Raw genomic sequence first — 16377 nt, forward strand, 5'->3', positions numbered from 1 at the left:
GGGACGATTGGTTACACGGTGGTGCGCGACCCCTGGGTGGGGCCGGTCTGTGGGCCGCGTCGGTGCGGCGTGAGGAAGGGCAGGGTCGCCGGGGAGTCCCCGAAGACCGCGCCGAGGGCGAGCAGCACTCCGGCGGTGCCGGTGGCCAGGTCCATCGAGCGGCGCATCAGCTGCTCCCCGGGGAAGGCGAGTTCGCCCTGGTAGGGGGTGGCTTCGAGGCCGAGGAGGCCGAGGTGGCGGGCGATCGCGCGGTCCCGTTCGGCCGGGTCGACGGCCGGGGTACGGGCGAGGTGCAGGACGAGCCCGGCCACGCCCCGGTAGAGCCCGGGCTGGACGTAGAAGGCTGATCCCGCGCCGGGTGCGATCGCCCGGCGGGCGGCCTCGAACCGTTCGTCGGGGCGGTGGGCCAGATACTCGTCGAGGACGAGGGCGATTCCGGCGCTGCCCGCGCCCAGATAGGGCATCAGCCGTTTGCCCTCGACGACCAGGAGGGCGTCCCCGGCGCCGGGCTTGCAGCGGTCGAGGTCGCGGCCGAGGGCGGCGGCGGCCAGATCGAGCAGGGCCGGGTCGCCGGTGGTCTCGTAGCGGCGGACGAAGAGGAGGGCGAGTCCGGTCGCGCCGTGCAGCAGTCCGGTCCGGGGCGAGGGCCTGCCCTCGGTCAGGGACCTGGCGGCGTATCCGGCGCAGCGGTCGGCCGCGGCCCGCAGGACGGCGGCGTCCCGGCCCGAGGCGTCCCGGGCGAGGTCGTCGAGGGCGAGGGCGATGCCCGCCTGGCCGCTGTGGAGGTCGGCGGAGAACCGGTCGAGGGGCTGGTCGGCGACGAGCCGGGCGAGTTCGGCGGCCCGGTCGTGGTGGCCGAGGCGGTGCAGGGTCCAGGCGATGCCCGCGAGTCCGTCGTGGAATCCGGGCGGGGTGCCGGGGGCCGTGGACTTGGTCCGGGCGAGCAGCCACTCCTCGGCCTCGGGGCAGGGCGGGGCGCCGGTCTCGCGGAGCGCGTAGAGCACTCCGGCGGCGCCGGTGCCGAAGTTCCGGCCCCCGGCGGGGGTGGTGAACTGGGCGATGTCGCCGGGGAAGCAGCGGTCGTCGCGTTCGGGGGTGAGGGAGGCGGCGATCGCCCGCGCCATGGAGTCCCGGCTGCGCGGCCAGTCGGCCGGCTCGGGGACCTCGGGCCCCGGGCCGTGTTCGGCGGGGGTGCCGCGGACGATCTCCCGTACGGCGGACGCGAGCGGGGCCGCGTCGATACCGAAGAGCCGGGCCGCGTCCCGGGCGAGCCGGGGGGCGCGCCCCCGGTCGATGAAGAACAGCGTCGTCAGCGGCAGCAGCAGGGCGAGCCGGAGGCAGGCCAGGGCGTACTGGTCGATGCCGGTGCCGGTGCGGTCGGCGGGGGCGACGAAGGCCGGGTTGGCGACGGTCTGGCGCCGGTTCTCGTCGGCGGCCGGGAAGGCGGCCTCGAAGTCGAGCAGGACCACCCGGGTCTCGTCCTCGGAGACCATGATGTTGTTCATGTGCAGATCGCTGAAGACCAGGCCGCGGTCGTGGATCCGGCGGACGGCGGCCTCGACGAGGCCGTGGATCCGGGCGACCCACGCGGCGTGCTCGGCGGCGGCCTCGGCGGACGGCTCGGGCACATTGAGCGGGAAGCGGCGGGCGAGCAGGGTGTTGAGGGTGTGCCCCTGGATGTGCTCCAGGGCGAGAAAGTGGTGGCCGCCGATGTCGAACGCCTCGTGGACGGCGGGGACGCAGTCGAGTCCGGCGAGCTGTTCGAGCGCCGCGCGCTCGCGCTCCAGCCGGGCGACGGCGTCGGCCCCGTCGGCGGCGAGCCCGGCGTGGGGCCTGGCCTCCTTGAGGACGACGGTCCCGCCGTCCCGGGTGTCACGGGCCCGGTAGACGCCGCCGCCGTTGGAGAAGTGCAGGGCGGCCTGGATCTCGTACGGCATCCCGGTGGTGCCGAGGGCGGCCCGGGCCTCCAGGTGCGGGCGGAGGAAGGCGGGCGGGGTGACCCAGGCGGGGGTCCGCAGGGACGGGCCGCGCGGGTCGGGGACGAGGACGCCGTCGGGGTTCTCGATCGCGGGGACCGGGCGGCCGTCGGCGCCGAGGCAGTAGCGGGCGGCGAAGGCGCCGTACCGGACGTGGACGGGACCCTCGCCGAGCCGCAGATCGCTGAGGACGTACGGTCCGTGCTCGCCCTCCAGCAGGGCGGTCAGATCCTCGCAGATCCGCTGGAAGGAGCCGTCGTCGAGCGGGTAGACGGTGATGAACTTGCCGCTGCCCCCGCGGTCGGCGTACTTGGCGTTGCGGACGTGCAGCAGCCGGGGGGCGGGGACGAACTTGTGCGGGATCCGGTGCGTCAGACAGTAGTCGTGGACCCGGCGCAGGACGGACGGGGCGTTGTCGGCGGCGGCCGAGACATGGATCTTCCAGCCCTGGGCGGGCAGCTCGGTGCCGGCGGGGTGGAAGCCGAGCCAGTCGCCGCCGGGGTGGGTCTCCCAGCCGTCGGGGACGGGGTTGCGGGCCGGGGCGAAGAACGAGGCGTCGGGGCCGGCGGTGCCGTGGGCGCGGTGCGGTGCGTCGTAGAAGTCACCGTCGGCCTGGCAGTACGCGCCGTACTCCGGGTTCACTCGTCTCCCTCTCCCTCGGGTGCCGTCGGGGTCGCTCCCCCGTCGGACGGGGGCCGCCGGGTCCGGTCCGGTGGTCCGTCCGGGGCCTCTCGGCGTGGAAGAGATTTCCATCCGGGCCCGGCGCACGGACAGTCACTGATGTCATGTCTCGTTCATGCCGTGGTCACATGGGGGACGTGTGAGTAGCACATGGGACCGCGCACGGACAGGGCGCACGGGGGGGCATACGGTACGGGCGCGCCCACACCGGACCCGGGGCGCGTACGGCGGAACACGCCCCGGTCAGGGGCGGGAGCCGCCCGGGAGGCAACGGCCGGGAGAGCTCAGGCGCCCGGCGTGGTCACGGGCTGAACGAGAGGAAGACGAACGCGGCGAAGAGCACCAGATGCACGCCGCCCTGGAGCAGGGTCGCCCGGCCGGGCACCACGGTCAGCGCGCTCACCACGGCCGTGAGGGCGAGGAGCACCATATTGGTGGGGCCCTCACCGAGGATCAGCGGGCCCGGCAGCCAGATGGTGGCGAGGGCGATCACCGGGATGGTCAGTCCGATGCTGGCCATCGCGGAGCCGTAGGCGAGGTTGAGACTGGTCTGCGTCCGGCCGTTGCGGGCGGCGCGGACCGCCGCCAGGGTCTCCGGGAGGAGCACCATCATGGCGATCACCACACCGACGGAGGCGCTGGGCAGTCCGGCGTTCGCGACGCCCCGTTCGATCGAGGGCGAGATGAGTTTGGCGTTGCCGACCACCCCGACCAGGGCGACCAGCAGCAGGCCCAGGCTCCACCAGGCCTCGGCCGGGGTCGGCGGTTCCGCGTGCTCGTCGGGCCCGCAGGGGGAGCCGTCGGGGCGTACGGGCAGGAAGTAGTCGCGATGGCGGACCGTCTGGACGCCGATGAAGAGGCCGTACAGCAGCAGGGACGCGACCGCGGCGAAGGCGAGCTGGGTACCGGTGAACTGGGCGCCCGGCTGGCCGGTGGTGAAGGTGGGCAGGACCAGGGTGAGCGTGGCCAGCGCGGTGCCGGTGGCCACCGCGCCGCCGGATCCCTCGGCGTTGAAGACGGCGATCCGGTTGCGCAGGGTGGCGACCAGCAGGGAGATGCCGACGATCCCGTTACAGGTGATCATGACGGCGGCGAAGACGGTGTCCCGGGCATAGGTGGCCGCCTTGTCGCCGCCGCCGATCATCAGCATGACGATCAGACCGACCTCGATCACGGTGACGGCGACGGCCAGCACGATGGAGCCGAAGGGTTCGCCGACCCGGACGGCGACGACCTCCGCGTGGTGGACCGCGGCGAGTACCGCCGCGAAGAGACAGACCGCCAGGATCGCCACCGCGAAACCGGGCAGCTCCCGGCCCCAGCCGGCGGCGAGGGAGATCACCGCGACCACCGGCGCCCAGGTGGTCCACTGGGACAGGAGCGCTGGCTGCCCGGTGCCGGTCTTCATGACCGCCACGGTGCCATCGGCGGGGGCCGGGCGCGCGGGGTGTTGCGCCGATGGTGGAGCGGGGCACGGCGGTACGGGCCGCACGCGGAGCGCCCGAGTCTTCGCCGACGGGCCCCGGCGCCTCGGCATTCTGGAGTGCCGCGCGCCGTCGTGGGCCGTTCGCGCGGTTCCGCCCCCTATGCCTTCCGCGATGGCGGACCCCCAGCGCCTTGGCTCCGCCAAGCAGCGCCCACTACCCGGGCCGCGCCCAGCGGCTGATTCTTGTTCACGGTCCGCGGACCGCCGACGGCATCAGGCCGCCGGGCGGCCCGGGTAACTCGGGGCAGCGCCCCGGAAGGCCGAGACGCCGGGGCCTCAGCCCCTGAGGCACCGTGGGAATCGGGGCCGGGCGGGGACCGGAAGCCTCCGCTGGCGAGATGTCAGGTGACATGTCGCCAACCGCCGCGCCCGGAGAAACTGTTGACAGCGGCGGCGGGTCGGAAGAACGTTTCATCTCGGAACGGATCGACGAAAGATATTTTCAGCGGTACGCGACGGAATCGAGGCGCGGGTGACCAAGGACGCGGCGGCGGAGGGCAGAGGCATCGGCCGGAGGAGTGCGGGCCTGGGGGTGCTGGCCCTGGGCGGCGCGCTGGCGCTGGCCCCGGTGCCCTTCGCCCGGGCGGCAACCGGGCCCGGCGGGGGCGGTCCGGCCGCCCGGGGCGGTGTACGGCCCACCCTGCGGCACGGCAGTCCGGCCCGGGCCGGACTGCTGGCCGCCCAGCTCGATCTGCTGGTCGGCGACGCCGAGTCCTTTCTCCGCCCCTCCCCCGCCCGCCCCTGGTACGCGGGGGCCGTACTGCTCGCCGGGCGCGGCGGTACGGTCGCGCTGCACCGGCCGATCGGGCTGGCCCGGCGGTACGCCGGATACGACGAGCGGACCGATACGGGTATCGAACTCCCGCCGGACGAGCGGATCCCGACGACCCGCGGGACCGTCTTCGACCTGGCCTCGGTCTCCAAGCTCTTCACCTCGATCCTCGCCGTGCAGCTGGTGGAGCGGGGCGCGCTGGAGCTGGACGCCGAGGTGGCCTCGTACCTCCCCGAGTTCGGCACGGCGGGCAAGGAGGACATCACCGTCCGGCAGCTGCTGACCCATACCTCCGGCTTCCGGCCGTGGATCCCGCTCTACCGGGAACCGACCCGGGAGGGCAAGCTGCGGATGCTCTGGGCCGAGCGGCCCGCCTCGGCGCCGGGGAGCGCGTACGTCTACTCCGACCTCAATCTGATCACCCTCCAGCTGATTCTGGAGAAGCTCACCGGGCGCCCGCTGGACGTACTGCTCCACGACGAGATCACCGGGCCGCTCGGGATGGCGCGCACCCGGTTCAACCCGCCGCCGTCGTGGCGGCCGGGGATCGCCGCCACCGAGGACGCCAGGCCGCCGTGGTCCGGGCTCGACCGGGGCATGGTGTGGGGCGAGGTCCACGACGAGAACGCGTACTCCTTCGGCGGGGTCGCGGGCCACGCGGGGGTCTTCTCCGACGCCTGGGACCTCGCGGTCCTCGCCCGGACACTGCTCAACGGCGGCTCCTACGGGACGGCGCGCATCCTGCGCCCCGAGTCGGTGGAGCTGATGTTCACCGACTTCAACACCGCGTTCCCCGGGGACGAGCACGGTCTCGGCTTCGAACTGAACCAGCACTGGTTCATGGGCGCGATGGCCACACCCGCGACCGCCGGGCACACCGGCTTCACCGGGACGAGCCTGGTCCTGGACCCGACGACGGACTCGTTCCTGGTCGTCCTCGGCAACTCGGTTCATCCCGTGCGCACCTGGCGGTCCGGCAGCGCGCCCCGCGTCGCCGCCGCGGACCGGATGGCCCGCGCGGTACCGGTCCGCCCGGTCCGCGGCCGGACCGCCTGGTTCGCCGGTACGGCCTCCGGCACGACGGCCACCCTGACCCTGCCGGAGCTCTCCGGATTCTCCGGCCCGGCGGGACGGCAGCGGCTGCGCTGTTCGATGTGGTGGGACACCGAACCGGCCGCCGACGCGCTCTTCCTGGAGGCCACCACCGACGGCGGTACGACCTGGCTGCCGGTGCCGTTCCGGACCTCGAAGGCCGGAGCACCGGACCGGGAGCATCCGGCCGGGGCGGTCACCGGCTACTCGGGCCGGGTCTGGCACCGGCTGACGGCCGATCTGTCGCCGTGGCGCTCCACCGGTCTGCGGCTGCGCTGGCGGTACACGACCGACCGGCGGTACGTCGGACGCGGGGTGTACGTGGACGGGATCCGGGTCGAGGACGGGCACCGTACGGTCTTCGACGAGGCGAGGCCGCGCGACGCGGCCCGGATCGAACCGGCGGGCTGGACGGCGTCGGAGGACTGACGCCCGGGGCAGGGTGCGGGCCCGGGCCCGCACCCCCCGAACGGTTCTGCCTATGTCGCATCGGGTGGCCGGGCCGTTTCGTGGAGGAGCTGGCAGAAGGCTCGGACGCGTCGGTAGGTGATCATGCGGCAGGCCGGTTCGAGGAACGCTTCGTGGACGTCGTCGCGGATGTCCCGGCGGATCCGCAGTCGCGGAAGCCGTGGATCCAGGCTTTCGCGCGCTCGACGACCCATCGGACGGTGCCCGGGCCGGAGCCGTGTGGCACCCCGCGCCGGGCCGACAGCCGCGCAGGTGGGAACGGAGAGCACGGTCGGCGGGAACCGAGAACACACAGTTCGTTGTTGCCGAGAGTGCGAGCGGCCGGCGGGAAGGTGTCCCGTCTGCGGTCATGGTGTGGGTGCGCATTGCTGGTGGTCGGGGTCGCTGATGCTGTCCTGTTGCCGGAGCGCGAACGAGGGCAGGTTGTTGATGCGTCGGCAGAGGGAGTCGGCGACCGCGGTGGGGTCGAGTGGGTAGGCGCGGGAGGCCGTGTGCGGTGTGGCGACCCGGAGGCGCGAGCCGTCCGCGGTGAACGCGAGTGCCAGAACGGGGCCGTCGGCGGGTGGCAGTGGCAGGCTCCGGAGTCTCGCGGTGTCCCAGAGCTGTATTCTCCCGCGGCTGTCACCGACCGCGAGAGTCGTGCCGTCCGGGGAGAAGGCAAGGGCGACGGGCCGCTCGCTTCGGCTGCCGGGCGCGGCCGGATTCCCCGGTGCCAGGACTGCCAGGTTCCGCTCCCCGTGGTCCCCCCACAGGGTGACCCGGCCGTCGGCGTCGGCCATGGCCGTGAAGTGTTTTTCCGGGGAGAAGGCCGCGGAGACGGCCTGTCCTTCACCATGCATGAGGGTCGGTACGTCGTTCTGCTCTGTGGACACGATCCGGCGCCGGTCGGTGATCAAGTCGCCCCTCGCTCCGGCCAGGATGGTGCCGTGGTGGTTCTCCCTCGTCCGGGACCAGATGTAGCCGTAGCGCGCGTCGTTGTAGTCGGCCGACGCGAAGACGTGTCGCCGGGGTGTCGACGCGGAGACCCCGAGGGTGTCTCCGGACGGTCCGGCAGTGGAGAACGCCATGCCGGTGACCCCGGGCAGGGGTGGCAGGGCGTACTGGGCCGGGTGCCGCTCCGCTGTCCAGCTTCTGTCGGGGGACCCGGGTAGACGAGGCCCCAGGTCGTGGACGACGACCCGATCGGAGGCGTCCAGCAGGGCGAGGACCTCCCCCGAGGGGTGCAGGGCCATCAGGGGACCGCAGAGCCCGGCGCACTCTCCGGTGCTGGGGATGCCTTGGCGCAGTCGCCCGTCGCCGTCGCGGATCTCGTACATGCGTGAGCGCGCGGTGGCCAGGACTTCGGCGTCCTGGCTGAAGGCGGCGGCCGAGATCGGCGGGTCCTCCCCTGCCCGGGGCTCGGGGGTGTTCACCTCGATGGTCCGCACGATGGCGCTCGGGGCCTCTCCTTCACGGAAGCGGACGGCGCTCTCCGCCATGTCCAGCCGCAGATCGGAGCGGTTGATTCCGCTCACGGGGAGGTGGAGTACCGGCACGTGCGGCAGCGCCGTGCGCCAGACCTGGAGCGTCGTGGGGGTGAGTGTGGCGAGGTGGGCTCCGTCGCTGCTGAAAGCAAGTTGCGGCAGGCCGTCCGTCACGATCCGGGGGCGTTCCCGGCCGGTGCGGACCTCGATCGTCAGGACACCGGATGCCGTGGCGAAGGCAAGGGCCCGGCCGTCGGGGGTGAAGCGGAACCCGCCGGCGCCGCACCCGCCGTCGACACGGTCGGTCCATGGCGTCGGGAGCTTCCGGCGGGTACCGATATCCCAGATCTGCAGCGCGCCTCCCGCCGCGCAGTACGCCAGCAGCCGGGCGCCGGGGGAGATATGGACATCGTCGCTCAGGGGTCGGCGGTCGCCGGTGTCGAGGAGTTCCCTGCCGGTGGTCGGGTCCCACACTTCGAGCGGGCCGTCGGGGGTCCGCGTGGCGAGCGCTTCGCCCCAGGGGGCGAACCAGCCCCGCGTCCCGCCGGCGCGCGGTCCGAACACCGGCCCGGCGAAGGTGGCCGAGGACAGGTTCCACATCCGGATGCCGTCGTCGGTGCCGAGTGCGACGGCACGGTGATGGGGAGCGATGGCGACCAGCCGTTTCAGCTTCCCGCCGAGCCCTGCCCCGGACCTGTCCGTCGTATGTCGCCCCAATCCGTAGGAGTCGCTGCTTTCCGGCGCCAGGGTGATCAGACTGCGGCCGTCGGCGCTGATGTCACGGCGCACCTCGGAGAGGTCCGCGTGCTCGGTTTCGAGCCGGTATACGGCCGAGTCGGACTGTGCCGCCGCGGTGAACAGCGCCTCCCGGGTCTCCGGGGTGTCCGCCTTGCGCCAGGCGGCGAGACTGAGGGAGAGGGCGTATCCCGGATCGGACTCCCGCAGGGTGTTCGCGGTCTCGGCGAGCTGCCGGGCTTCGGCCTGTACCGCGCGGCGGTCTCCCGCGCGGCTCTCTTTCCACAGGCTGAGCCCGGCGATCGTCGCGAGGCAGAGCAGGACGGAGAGGGTCGCGGTGAGTGCGCGCAGGCGCCGCGTGGCCCGGACGGCGGCTCGGAGCGCGTCGTCGTGGGCGCGGTACGAAGCGGTGAGAAAGTCGTGTTCCTGCGGGGTGAGAACAGTCTGGGTGCCGAGCAGTACGGGCGAGGCGGCGTCACGGCGAGGAACCCGGGTCAGGCCCGCGCGGGTCCTGCGGGCGGCCAGGAGCCGCGAGCGACGGACTCGCCGCGCGGCGCGGTGCCCGATACTCCGTCCGGCTGCGGGTGTCACGGGCTCGTCCGGGGGCGTGCCGAAGGCTTCCCGGGCCGCCGCGAGTTGCGCGCCCCGGTACAGCGCGCCCTCGTCGCGCCCGAGCCTGTCCCAGGTCCGGGCCGCGTCGGTGAGCGCACGGTGAAGACGGAGCCGGTCGCGGTCCTCCTCGATCCAGCCTCGCAGCCGGGGCCAGCCCCGGATCAGGGCCTCATGGGCCAGGTCGACGGCGCCGTCGTCCACGGTGAGGAGCCGGGCCCGTACCAGCCGTTCGAGGACCCGTTCCGACTCGGGTCCGTGGAGCAGTTCGCCGCGCCGGGCCGTGCGGCGGGTGTCCTCGGTGGTATCGCCCGGGGATATCAGCCGTAACAGCAGTTCGCGTCCGGCCCGCGCCTCGTGTTCGGTGAAGGAGCCGAAGGCTTCCTCGGCAGTGTGGGCGACGGCGCCCTGAACTCCGCCGATCGCCTCGTACGCGGCTTCGGTGAGAGTCCGTCCGCGCCGGCGACGCCAGGTCTCCAGGAGGGCGTGGGACATCAGCGGCAGTCCGCCCGGCTCGTCGGCGACATCCGCGACGATCCGGGCGGTGAGGGCCCGTTCCACGATCAGCCGTCCCGCCGTGGCGGGGCCGACGACGGCGGCCCTGAGCTGTTCGGGTGTCATGGGCCCGACGAGCAGTACCGACTCCTTCAGCGCGGCGGCGAGAGCCGGATGCTCGGCGCACCGACCGGAGAAGTCCGCGCGTACGGCGATGACGACCCGGCAGCCGGAACCGGTCAGCAGCTCCAGGAACGCGTTCCGCTCGGCCCGGTCCCGGCAGAGGGTGAAGACTTCCTCGAATTGATCGACGATCAGGAACGCGCCGCTGGTTATCAAACTCCGGTGAGTCCGGGCGGGTGTCGGACCGGGTGTGAGGATCCGGATCACGGAGGGGGCCGTCCCGAGTTCTGTTCCGGCGTCCGCCGCCTCCGTCACCGGCGTGGCCCCTCTGAGCGCCGGGACCAGCCCCGCCCGCAGCAAAGAGGACTTTCCGCTGCCGGAGGCGCCGACCAGCGCGGCCACGGGGTAGCGCCGGGTCAGCTCCAGCAGGTCGGCGACGAGGTCCTCGCGGCCGAAGAAGTGGTCGCTGTCGTCCGTTCCGTAGCGGGCGAGCCCGGGGTACGGGGCCGTGGTGCCGTCGTCGACGGCCACCACGGGCTCGTCGGCGAGGGCCCGCTGCCACCGGCGACGCCATTCGTCGAGGTCACCGCCGCAGGCGGCGACATAGGCGAGGGTGACGGGGAGCGAGGGGAGGCGTTCCCCGGACGCGGCCCCGGAGAGTGAGGGCGCGGAGTAGGCCGAGCCCTGCGCCATCGACCGGTAGGTGGGCGAGCCCGCCGCTCGTCGCAGGGCCCGCAGATCGGACGCGAAGGACTGCACCGGTCCGTCGGCGGGATCCAGCGGCTTCTCCCGGCGTCCCATCCCCGTGCCCCGTTCACTCCACCCCTGTACGGCGCTCTGACCGCTCCGGGCTGCCGGACCGCCGGGCCGTCCCGCGACAGTCCCCGGGGGAGCGTATGCCAATTGATGGGTGTGGGGCGAGGGAACTGCTTATCAATGGCTCGACCAGTGAAGTCGCCCCATGACCGACACCGCGATCACTCCCGCGCCACCGCCCCGTTCCCGGCTCCCCGCACACCTGTCGCCGCCCGCGGGAAAGCGTTCCGCCCGTACGCCGTGGCAGGTCTGGCTGCCGCCTGCCGCACTGGCGCTGCTGCTGGGGATATGGGGGCTGGAACGCGAGCAGACCATGTGGAGCGACGAGGTGGTCACGTACGACATGGCCACCCGCTCCCTGCCGGAGATCTGGCGGACCCTCGGCACCGCGGACGCCGTCCACGGGCTCTACTACCTGTTGATGCACGCGGTGTTCACCGCCGGGGAACCGGGGCTGGTGCCGTTGCGACTGCCGTCCCTGCTGGCGACAGCCGCGTCCGCCGCCTTCGTGGCCCGTATCGGGCTGCGGCTCGCGGGCCCGAGAGCGGGCGCGCTGTCGGGGCTGGCACTGGCGCTGCTGCCCGTCGTCCAGCGGTATGCCCAGGAGGGGCGTTCGTACGCGCTGGTCTCCGCACTGGTCACCTGGGCCACGCTCCTGCTCCTGGAACGAAGGTGGCGGGCCTACGCACTGGTGCTGCTGGTCGCCTGCCTCCTGCACGAGTTCGCCGTGCTCGTGCTCCTCGCCCACGGGGCGGCACTGTGGTTCGGCCGCTCCCCGGGACTGGTCCGGCCACCGCGTCAGTGGCTGCGGGCCGCGTCAGCGGTCGTGGCCGGTCTGCTGCCCCTGGCGCTGTTCTCGATGACGCAGTCGGCGCAGGTGGCCTGGATCGAACCACCGAGCGCGCAGAAGCTCACGCGCTTCGCGGTCCTGGTCTTCGCGGGGCTGGTCTGCGCCGTACTCCCGGGCGGATCCCGGACACGGGCGCTCGCGCTCCCCCTGCTCATCCTCCCGCCGGGCCTGCTGATCGCGGTGTCCTTCCTGCACCCGCTCTACTCCGAGCGGTATGTCCTCTTCCACACCATCGGGCTCGCTCTGCTGCTCGGAGCCGTCCTCGACCACTACGGGTCACGGCTGGCCGCGGCCGGCGCGACGACGGCCGTCCTGTTGCATCTCACGGTCACGGGGCCGGAGCTGCGGTCTCCCGAGAGCCGCTCCGACAACGCCATGGCGGTGACGGAAGCCATCGAGCGACTGGCCCGGCCCGGGGACGCGGTGCTGTTCCTCACCGCGCAGCGGCGCGTGTGGACGCTGGCACCCGACGGGTCCTTGCCCGGGCTGTTCGATCTCTCCCTCGATCGCTCACCGCGCGCCTCGAACACCTTGTACGGGACCGAAGCCGCACCCACCGTCGTCCGGAAGCGGCTGCTGAGCCATACCGGCCGGGTACTGGCGGTCGGGAACCCGTCCGCGGCGCAACGGGGTGAGACACCCTCGGACAGGGTGAAGCGGGACGTCCTGGACCGTCACTACCAACTCGTGGAGGAGAGGCCGGCCGGCCGGGAACGTATCGGGGTGTACGCCCGGATCGACCACAGCGCTACGGGCCGCCCCGCGCCCCCTCGTACGCGGCCCGCCGGCCGCTCCTCGACGCCAGGCACCGCCCGGCTCGTCCCCGCCCTCCCGCCCACAGAAGGAACCTCGTCCGCAAGGGCGTTGGGCACTGTGCGGGTGCCGCGCCTGCCGGATCCCGGTACCCGGCTCCTGGCCCGCCGCTTTCCAGCCCCATGAGATCAGCGGCCGGTCGTCCAGATCCCGGCAGGATGGTCACTCGGCGGCAGCCACAACTGGGGCTGTGGCCCGCGATGTCTGCCGTCGGCCTGCTCCAGCGTCCACATCGAGCAACTGGTGGTCGTACCCTGTGGCTCCCCAGGACCTCCGCCAGGGCCGTATCCGGTTGAACTCCGCATCATTCAGGATCACCGACCGCTGCGCCGGACTGACCGCGTCCGGCACCACGCACCGAATGAAGGCGGCCGAGAACGCACCCGCGCCACCTGCGTGCCGCCCGGGCCGCCGCCCCGCGCCCACACTGCTTTGGTGGACAGCTGTCCTTCGACGTCCGCGATGTACCGGATCCACTCGGCACCGGCGACCTTGTCGGGCTGCGGGTCCGGCGGCGGGGAGGAGGTGCTCGGCCGGCCGGTGGCCCGCGCGGCGGATCGACATGAGCCGGCAGTCCCGGGGGCCGGTCGTGAACCCGGTCGAGCCCGAGTCGGCGCGGCGGTCAGTACGGCTCCCCCGCGGCCAGCCGGACAGCGAGCTGGGTACGCCGGGACACCCCGAGCTTCTTGTAGGAGCTGGTGAGATGGGTCTCCACGGTGCGGCGGGTCACCCGGAGGGTCTCGCCGATCTCGGCGTTGGTCAGCCCCTGGAGGACGAGCCGGACCACTCGGTGCTCGGCGTCCGTCAGCTGCCCGTACGCCTCCCGGTGACCGGGGACTCCGCTCCCCGCCTCGCCGAGCGCCCGCCGGGCCACGGCGGCGAGCCGGGTGGAGACGGGTTCGGTCTCCGGCCGGTCGTCCCGTACGGACGCGGGCGGCCGCCCGGCCCGGCTGAGCGCTTCGCCGAACGCGGCGCGGGCCTTGCGCGCGTGTCCGGCGGCGGCCTCGGCCCGGCCGAGGTCGAGCAGGGCCTCGGCCAGCTCCAGTGGGGCGGGCGCGGTGGCGAGCAGATCCGCCGCCTGGCCGAGTACGAGCAGTCCCCGGCGTCCGCCGAGGGCGATGCCCTGGGCCCGCAACGCGGTGCCGACCACGCGGGGTGTCCCCCAGACCCGTGCGTGGTGCAGATTCTCCTCGGCCAGTGCCGCGGCCTCTCCGCGGCGGCCGAGGCGCGCGAGAGCGATGGCGGCTCCGGGGCGCCATGCCTGGCAGACGGGATTCACCATGCCCTGGGCCGACATGTTCCCGCCGCACTCCAGGTAGTCCGCCAGGGCCAGTTCCCATCGGCCCCGGCCCGCGTGGATGCGGGCACGGGCCCACAGGACCTCGTTCCAGCCCGGGTGCCCGTCCGGAGGCCCGAGGGCGTCCAGCGGAGCTCTGGCCCGGTCGTCCTCGCCGCGCTCGTAGCGGGCGAGGGCGAGCAGGGCGTGGAGGTAGGGGAGCCGGATGCCGTGTTCCCCGGCGGACCGTACGAGGAGGGTGTTCTCCTCGATCAGCCGCCGGTGGTGTCCGGTGCGGAAGTCGGCGGTGGCCCGGGTGGCGAGCAGGAAGTGGTGGCCCGGCTCGTGGAGATCGGGGCGGGTGGGCAGGGACCGGACCGCCAGGTCCCTGGCATCGCCGAGCCGGTCGGCCCACTCCAGCAGCGCCGCCGAACCGACGGCCCAGGTGGTTCGGAGCGTCATGCGGTCGGGGGGCCGGGAGTCGATAGTGTCCAGTGCCGTCGTGACGTCGACGCGGCCGACGAGGGCCTCGTGGACCGTCGCGATGACCCGTACCGCCGGATCCGTGGTCGGGGGGCGGGTGCCGAGGGCGTCGTGGACTTCGGTCACCTCGGTGTCCCGGAGCCGGACGGGCCGGCCGGCGAGACCGGCGGCTGTGACCCGCAGCGCGGCCCGGGCCCCCTCGTCGCCGAGTCTCTCCCCGGCCTCCTCCACGATCCGGACGGCCGTATCCGGACGGCCCCTGGCGGCCAGCGCCCCGCTCAGCGCGGACGCGACGGCGTAGGGGTCGTGGCAGTCGGCGCGCGCCAGATTCTCGCGCAGCCGCCGGGTGGCGGTCTCCGGGCAGCGGGCCAGCTCCAGTGCGCTCAGGCGCAGGGCGGCGGCACTGCGGAGGGCCGGGGTGAGGGGGCCGGTGAGCGAGTGGCGGAGCAGTTCCGCGGTGAGCGTGGGCCGTTCGGCGCGCAGTGCGGATTCCGCGGCTTCCTCCAGGGCGTGGCAGAGCCATTCCTCACCGGTCTGGGGGAGGTCGAGGAGATATCCGGAGAGCCGGAGGGCGGGGGTGCCGTCCCGGTAGAGGCGCCGGGCGATCGTGTGGCGTACGGCACCGGTCCGGGCGCCGTCGGCGGATACCAGCACCGCTTCGCGCCCGAGGGGCGCGGCGCAGAGGCGGAGCAGCGGGTCCGCGGCGGGCGTCCCGGCGTGGGGCGCCGGTCCGGGGCCGGCCGCGTCGCGGAGGAGCCCGAGGTCGGGTGCGGTGTCCGGGTCGGCGGTGAGTGCGACGGCGAGGGCCAGCGCGAGGTCCCGGCGGGCGGGGACGTCGTCGGCGTCGAGCCAGCGGGCGACGGCCGTACGGTACCGGTCGCCGGCGAGCCCGGCGAGATTCGTGGGGAGTTCTGTGCGGGTGGGCGAGGGAAGGTCCGCGAGGAGGGCGTGGAGGAGCAGGGGGTTGCCGCCGGCGCTCGCGTGAAAGCAGTCCCGGGCGGCGTTGCCGTGGACGTCCCTCAGGGCGGCGAGGCGGGTGACGGAGTGCTCGCCGAGGAAGGACAAGGGCAGGTTCGTGCCGGTCTCCTCGCACCAGCCGTCCGGGCCGCCGGTACCGCCTGGCGTGGTTGGCCCGGTGGTGAGGACGACGAACAGGGGCAGCGACCCAAGCCGCCGGGTGAGGTAACCGAGCCAGCGCCGGGAAAGCGGATCGGCTCGGTCGAGCGCCTCGACGGTGATGAGGAGCGGGGTGTCCGCCGCTTCGGCTGCCAGGTCGTCGACGAGCCGCTGGAAGAGCCGGTGTTCCCGGTGGGGGGCGGGGGCGTCGTACGGGAGGCCGGTCCGGTGCGGGAAGAGCTGGCGCAGGAGGGCGAAGGGGTAGCCGGTTTCGTCCCGGGACGCATAGGCCGAGACCGGGCGCATCCGGCCGCCGGAGGTCTCGCGCCGTACCAGCTCTCGCAGCAGGGCGGTGCGGCCGGAGCCGGTCCCGCCGCGGAGCAGGAGCCAGCGTCCCTCGCCCGAGCGGGCCGATCGGGCGTAGGCCGCCGCGGTTCGCAGGGCTTCGTCCCGTTCGAGTAATGGCTGCTCCAACTGTCTTCTCCCACTCTCGGGCCATCGGTCCGGCTGTTGTCCGAGAAAGGGGATGAGCGGGGCGGTCGCCGGGTTCCCACCGGTCCCCTATATGACGGTTCGACAGGGAAGCCGGGCCGCTCTGCTCGCCCGAGGCCCTCGGCGACACCCCGCGATCGCCGGGCTGCTCGCCGTCTGGCCAGGGACCTGGGCGACCTGGCCGGACGGCTGTCGTGCCCGGGAACGGCCCGTGCCCCGGGCCCCCTCTGGTAAAGGGGGTCCGGGGCACGGCCGAACGGGTCCCCAGCCCGTATCCGGCAGTCCCCGTGGCGGGCCACGGCGTACGCGTTCACCGCGGTGGCCCGCCCGTCGGGGAATCGACCGGGTCAGATACGGACCTGCTCCGGGTTCCACTGAGGGGAACCGGAGGCGGTGATCGGGAGGAGGTCCCAGTTCGCTCCGGAGATGTGCCGGTACGCCTTCACGGACCCGTTCTCGCCCAGCACGAGGTAGTCGGCTTTCCCGTCTCCGTCGAGGTCTGCGAAACGGACCTGCTCGGGGGTCCACTGAGAGGAACCGGGCGCGGTGATCGGAAGAAGATCCCAGTTCGCTCCGGACACATGCCGATACGCCTTCACCGAACCATTCGGACCCAACACGACATAATCAG

Annotated in this window: 7 protein-coding genes and 1 pseudogene; 2 read left to right on the plus strand and 6 right to left on the minus strand. The window is 73.5% G+C overall.

Features of this window, described 5'->3' with window-relative positions:
- Positions 1 to 11 precede the first annotated feature (11 nt).
- Both lanKC and ABZ714_RS19980 read right to left on the minus strand, forming a co-directional pair.
- Positions 12 to 2618: a class III lanthionine synthetase LanKC gene (lanKC, locus tag ABZ714_RS19975; protein ID WP_358826588.1), complete on the minus strand. Its 2607-nt coding sequence runs from the start codon at positions 2616 to 2618 to the stop codon at positions 12 to 14.
- Between the two features lie 340 nt (positions 2619 to 2958).
- On the minus strand, positions 2959 to 4065 hold the full coding sequence (locus tag ABZ714_RS19980) for an ionic transporter y4hA (protein ID WP_358826589.1): 1107 nt from the start codon (positions 4063 to 4065) through the stop codon (positions 2959 to 2961).
- 550 nt (positions 4066 to 4615) lie between these two features.
- Here ABZ714_RS19980 and ABZ714_RS19985 point away from each other — a divergent pair.
- The gene (locus ABZ714_RS19985; RefSeq protein ID WP_358826590.1) at positions 4616 to 6436 is read left to right on the plus strand and encodes a serine hydrolase; all 1821 of its coding nucleotides are present in this window, start codon (positions 4616 to 4618) and stop codon (positions 6434 to 6436) included.
- 50 nt (positions 6437 to 6486) lie between these two features.
- On the opposite strand, the pseudogene ABZ714_RS19990 reads toward ABZ714_RS19985, so the two are convergent.
- Together ABZ714_RS19990 and ABZ714_RS19995 are read right to left on the minus strand one after the other, a co-directional pair.
- Positions 6487 to 6713: pseudogene (locus tag ABZ714_RS19990) on the minus strand (hypothetical protein); the annotation flags it as partial.
- 109 nt (positions 6714 to 6822) lie between these two features.
- Positions 6823 to 10701: a WD40 repeat domain-containing protein gene (locus ABZ714_RS19995; RefSeq protein WP_358826591.1), complete on the minus strand. Its 3879-nt coding sequence runs from the start codon at positions 10699 to 10701 to the stop codon at positions 6823 to 6825.
- Positions 10702 to 10861: 160 nt separating this feature from the next.
- On the opposite strand from ABZ714_RS19995, the gene ABZ714_RS20000 reads away from it, so the two are divergent.
- Positions 10862 to 12505 carry a hypothetical protein gene (locus ABZ714_RS20000; RefSeq protein WP_358826592.1) on the plus strand — a complete coding sequence of 548 codons (1644 nt, stop codon included), beginning with the start codon at positions 10862 to 10864 and terminating at the stop codon, positions 12503 to 12505.
- 496 nt (positions 12506 to 13001) lie between these two features.
- On the opposite strand, the gene ABZ714_RS20005 is transcribed toward ABZ714_RS20000, so the two are convergent.
- Positions 13002 to 15728: an AAA family ATPase gene (locus tag ABZ714_RS20005; protein ID WP_358826593.1), complete on the minus strand. Its 2727-nt coding sequence runs from the start codon at positions 15726 to 15728 to the stop codon at positions 13002 to 13004.
- A gap of 365 nt (positions 15729 to 16093) precedes the next feature.
- The coding region (locus ABZ714_RS20010; RefSeq protein ID WP_358826594.1) for an FG-GAP-like repeat-containing protein at positions 16094 to 16377 on the minus strand (284 nt) is incomplete at its 5' end.

It is taken from the genome of Streptomyces sp. NPDC006798 (genome assembly GCF_040635975.1).
GTDB lineage: Bacteria > Actinomycetota > Actinomycetes > Streptomycetales > Streptomycetaceae > Streptomyces.

Bases quoted from the DNA above. Each gene is read 5' to 3' on its own strand.
- ABZ714_RS19980 (WP_358826589.1), bottom strand. From the start codon at position 4,065: ATGAAGACCGGCACCGGGCAGCCAGCGCTCCTGTCCCAGTGGACCACC.
- ABZ714_RS20000 (WP_358826592.1), top strand. From the start codon at position 10,862: ATGACCGACACCGCGATCACTCCCGCGCCACCGCCCCGTTCCCGGCTC.
- ABZ714_RS19995 (WP_358826591.1), bottom strand. From the start codon at position 10,701: ATGGGACGCCGGGAGAAGCCGCTGGATCCCGCCGACGGACCGGTGCAG.